At 70.0% G+C, this 2,790-nt stretch carries 3 protein-coding genes; 1 reads left to right on the top strand and 2 read right to left on the bottom strand.

All coding sequences use genetic code 11. The annotated features are described in order from the left end of the window. Positions 1-199: 199 nt before the first annotated feature. Complete coding sequence (locus AB0A74_RS42620) at positions 200-1,390, bottom strand: histidine kinase (protein ID WP_358258929.1); 1,191 nt, start codon at positions 1,388-1,390, stop codon at positions 200-202. 470 nt (positions 1,391-1,860) lie between these two features. Then, the gene (locus tag AB0A74_RS42615) at positions 1,861-2,457 is read right to left on the bottom strand and encodes a sigma-70 family RNA polymerase sigma factor (protein WP_358258927.1); all 597 of its coding nucleotides are present in this window, start codon (positions 2,455-2,457) and stop codon (positions 1,861-1,863) included. Positions 2,458-2,579: 122 nt separating this feature from the next. On the opposite strand from AB0A74_RS42615, the gene AB0A74_RS42610 reads away from it, so the two are divergent. Beyond that, on the top strand, positions 2,580-2,790 hold a 211-nt coding region (locus AB0A74_RS42610; protein ID WP_358258925.1), incomplete at its 3' end, for a zf-HC2 domain-containing protein.

Raw genomic sequence — 2,790 nt, 5'->3', positions numbered from 1 at the left:
CCAAAAAGTTTTGCGAGGAACGAGCAAAAGTTTTTAGCGGCACCCGGGCCGATCTGTGGTTGGCTCCGCCAGGTCATGCGGTGGGGAACACGCAGGCCCTTCCCCCCACTGGAGGCCTCCCCAGCCGCTTTTGAGCTTTTGATCTTGAGAGCGCGTCAGCGCCAGCTTGAGAGCGCAGCGCCACCCCGACAGCCGAAGCTCAAGAAGAGTCGGCCTCAGACCGCCGAGCAGCGGCGTGCCGGTCATATCGCAGAGGCACCTCAGCCCGCAGCAGGAACTCGTGGGGCTCGTGCCGCACGGTCACCGACCCGCCGATCTCCTTGGCCCGCACGCTCAAGTTCTGCAACCCGCCGCGCCCGCTGCCGGGCGCCTTCCGCTGCCGCTCCGCCAGGTCGTCGTTCACGATCTCCAGCGACGCCGTGTCCTGCCCCTGCCGGATGGTGATGCGGCAGTGCTTGGCCTTGCTGTGCCGCAACAGGTTCGTCACGCCCTCGCGCAGCACGGTCGCCAGCACCGTGCTCACCTGCACCGGCAGGTCGATGTGGTCCGCGTCCAGCTCCACCTGGATGTCGGCCGCCTCCAGCACCGACACCGCCGACCGGCACTCCTCCTCCAGCGACAGCTCCCGGTACCCGCTGGCCACGGTGCGCGCGTCGGACAGCGCCAGCCGCGAGATCTCCAGGATCTCCAGCAGCTGGTCCCCGGCCTCCTTGGGCGACTTCTCGATCAACCGGTGCGCCAGCTCGATCTTCAGCGCGATGGCGGACAGGCTGTAGCCCAACAGGTCGTGCAGGTCCCGGGCGAAGCGCAGCCGCTCCTGCAACACCGCCATGCGGGCGATCTCGGCCCGGCTGGACTGGACCTCCGCCACCAGCGCGGTGAGCCGCGACAGGCCGTACACCACCAAGCCGGTCGTCACGGTGGAGATCGCCGTGTAGAGCATGTCGATGGGTTGCGCGGTGAACAGCCACTGGATGGCGCCCATCGACAGGACGATCAGGCTGAACGCCGTCCACGCCGGCACGGCCCGCAGCACCAGCAGGACACTGCCCGCCAGGAACCCCGGCATGCCGACCCACGCCTGGCCGAACAACAGGATCGGCAGGTAGACCAGCGCGGCCTGCGCCGCCAGGACGCCGTAGCCCACCGGCGTGCGGAGTCTGCCGTTGTCCCTGGCGTACCACAGCAACTGCATCGCCATGAGCACCGCGATGCAGGAGAACGACAGCACGATGGCGCCCGCGCTCACGGGCAGGAGCAGCACGTGCAGGAAGCCGATGAGGCTGATGCTCGCGAAGACCGCGGTGACCACGCCCATCGCCAGCCGGGGCGCGGGCAGCGGCGACAGTCCCCGCGACGGGGCACGTCCGGTCGGGGCGGAGGGGTTCACGACTGGCCCCCGTGCCGACTAGCTCGACCTGCGCTTGGGTGCGGAGCCGCTCGCGGGTAAGGCGCACCGGCCTGTCCCGGGGTCGCGGTGCTGCCCTGTTCCGGGCCATGTTCGACCAAACACGTTTAACTCCCCAGTAAGTTCCACGCTGCGTTCGGCGGCGTTCCTGCACGCAGTTGGCGACAACCCCCCGCGTGGCGGCGCCGTCGCCACGAACCCCCGTCCCGGAGCAATTCTCAGGGGAGCGTTCGAGAGAACAGGCTACCGGCTACCACCACCTGCAAACCGATTCCTACCGCAAATATTCGACTGTTGTCCACATCAGCGGGGGGCGGGTTAGCTTAAGACTTTTCCACAGCAAAACGAGTGTCGTCAAGAACCAACGGCACGGGACTGCGGTGACGAACTTTTCCCACCCGAGCAGGGGAACGCGCGCCGCCGAGCGGCCCTCCCGGGTGGGCCCACCCGGCCTAGCCGGCTGCCTGCGGACGCACCACGGCCGTCACCGCCGGGCCCGGCGCGGAGGGGGCCAGCACCGACACCAGGTCCCGCCGGGCGCGCGCGACGCGTGACCGGATCGTCCCGACCGGGCAGCCGCACACCTCGGCGGCCTCCGCGTAGCCCAGGCCCACCACCTGCGTCAACACGAACGCGTCCCGGCGGTCCCCGGACAGCGTGCGCACCGCGAGCTTGATCGCGACGGTGTCGTCCAGGCCCGGCAGGTGCCGGTCGCCGACCCGGTCGGCCGCGGCCTGCCAGTCCTGGTCGGAGGCGATCGGCGGTCGGGTGGCGGCGGCGCGGAAGTGGTCCGCGGCGACCCGGCGGGCGATGGCCAGCAGCCACGTCCGGGCGCCGCCGCGACCGGTGAAACCGCGGGCGCTGCCCAGCGCGCGGACGAACGTCTCCTGGGTCAGGTCCTCGGCGTCGGCGTGCCCGGCGAGGTAGACCAGGAACCGCCAGACGTCACGCTGCGTGTTCCGGATGAACAGCTCCGCCGCGGCGCGGTCACCACGTCCGACGGCGAGGAGCAAAGTGGTGGTCGGGTCTTCCCCCGGTGTTTCCGACATGATTGTGACACTAACCCGCGGGAACCGCCGGACAAATGCGCTCAAGCGACATGCGAGACGCCTTCACAGCGTTGACCAGAAAGTATTGGAACCATCCGGGGAAAATCCGCGACTACTGATCCGTGGATTGCGACGACATTCGGGAGACCCTGAGCGCGCGGCTGGACGGGGAAGCCGGTCCGGCGGCCGCGGAACGGTTCGCGGACGAGCACCTGGAGGACTGCGGCGGCTGCGCGCGGTGGCTCGACCGGGCCGCCGCGGTGACCCGGCGGGTCCGGGTGTCGGCCGCCGTCGCGGGGCCGGACGTGACCGCCGCGGTGCTCGCGCTCGTGC

Source organism: Saccharothrix sp. NPDC042600, from assembly GCF_040647305.1.
Lineage (GTDB): Bacteria > Actinomycetota > Actinomycetes > Mycobacteriales > Pseudonocardiaceae > Actinosynnema > Actinosynnema mutabilis.
The sequence above is the reverse complement of the archived record's forward strand: the minus strand, read 5'-3'. Positions and strand labels throughout refer to the sequence as shown.

Bases quoted from the DNA above. Each gene is read 5' to 3' on its own strand.
- AB0A74_RS42615 (WP_358258927.1), bottom strand. From the start codon at position 2,457: ATGTCGGAAACACCGGGGGAAGACCCGACCACCACTTTGCTCCTCGCC.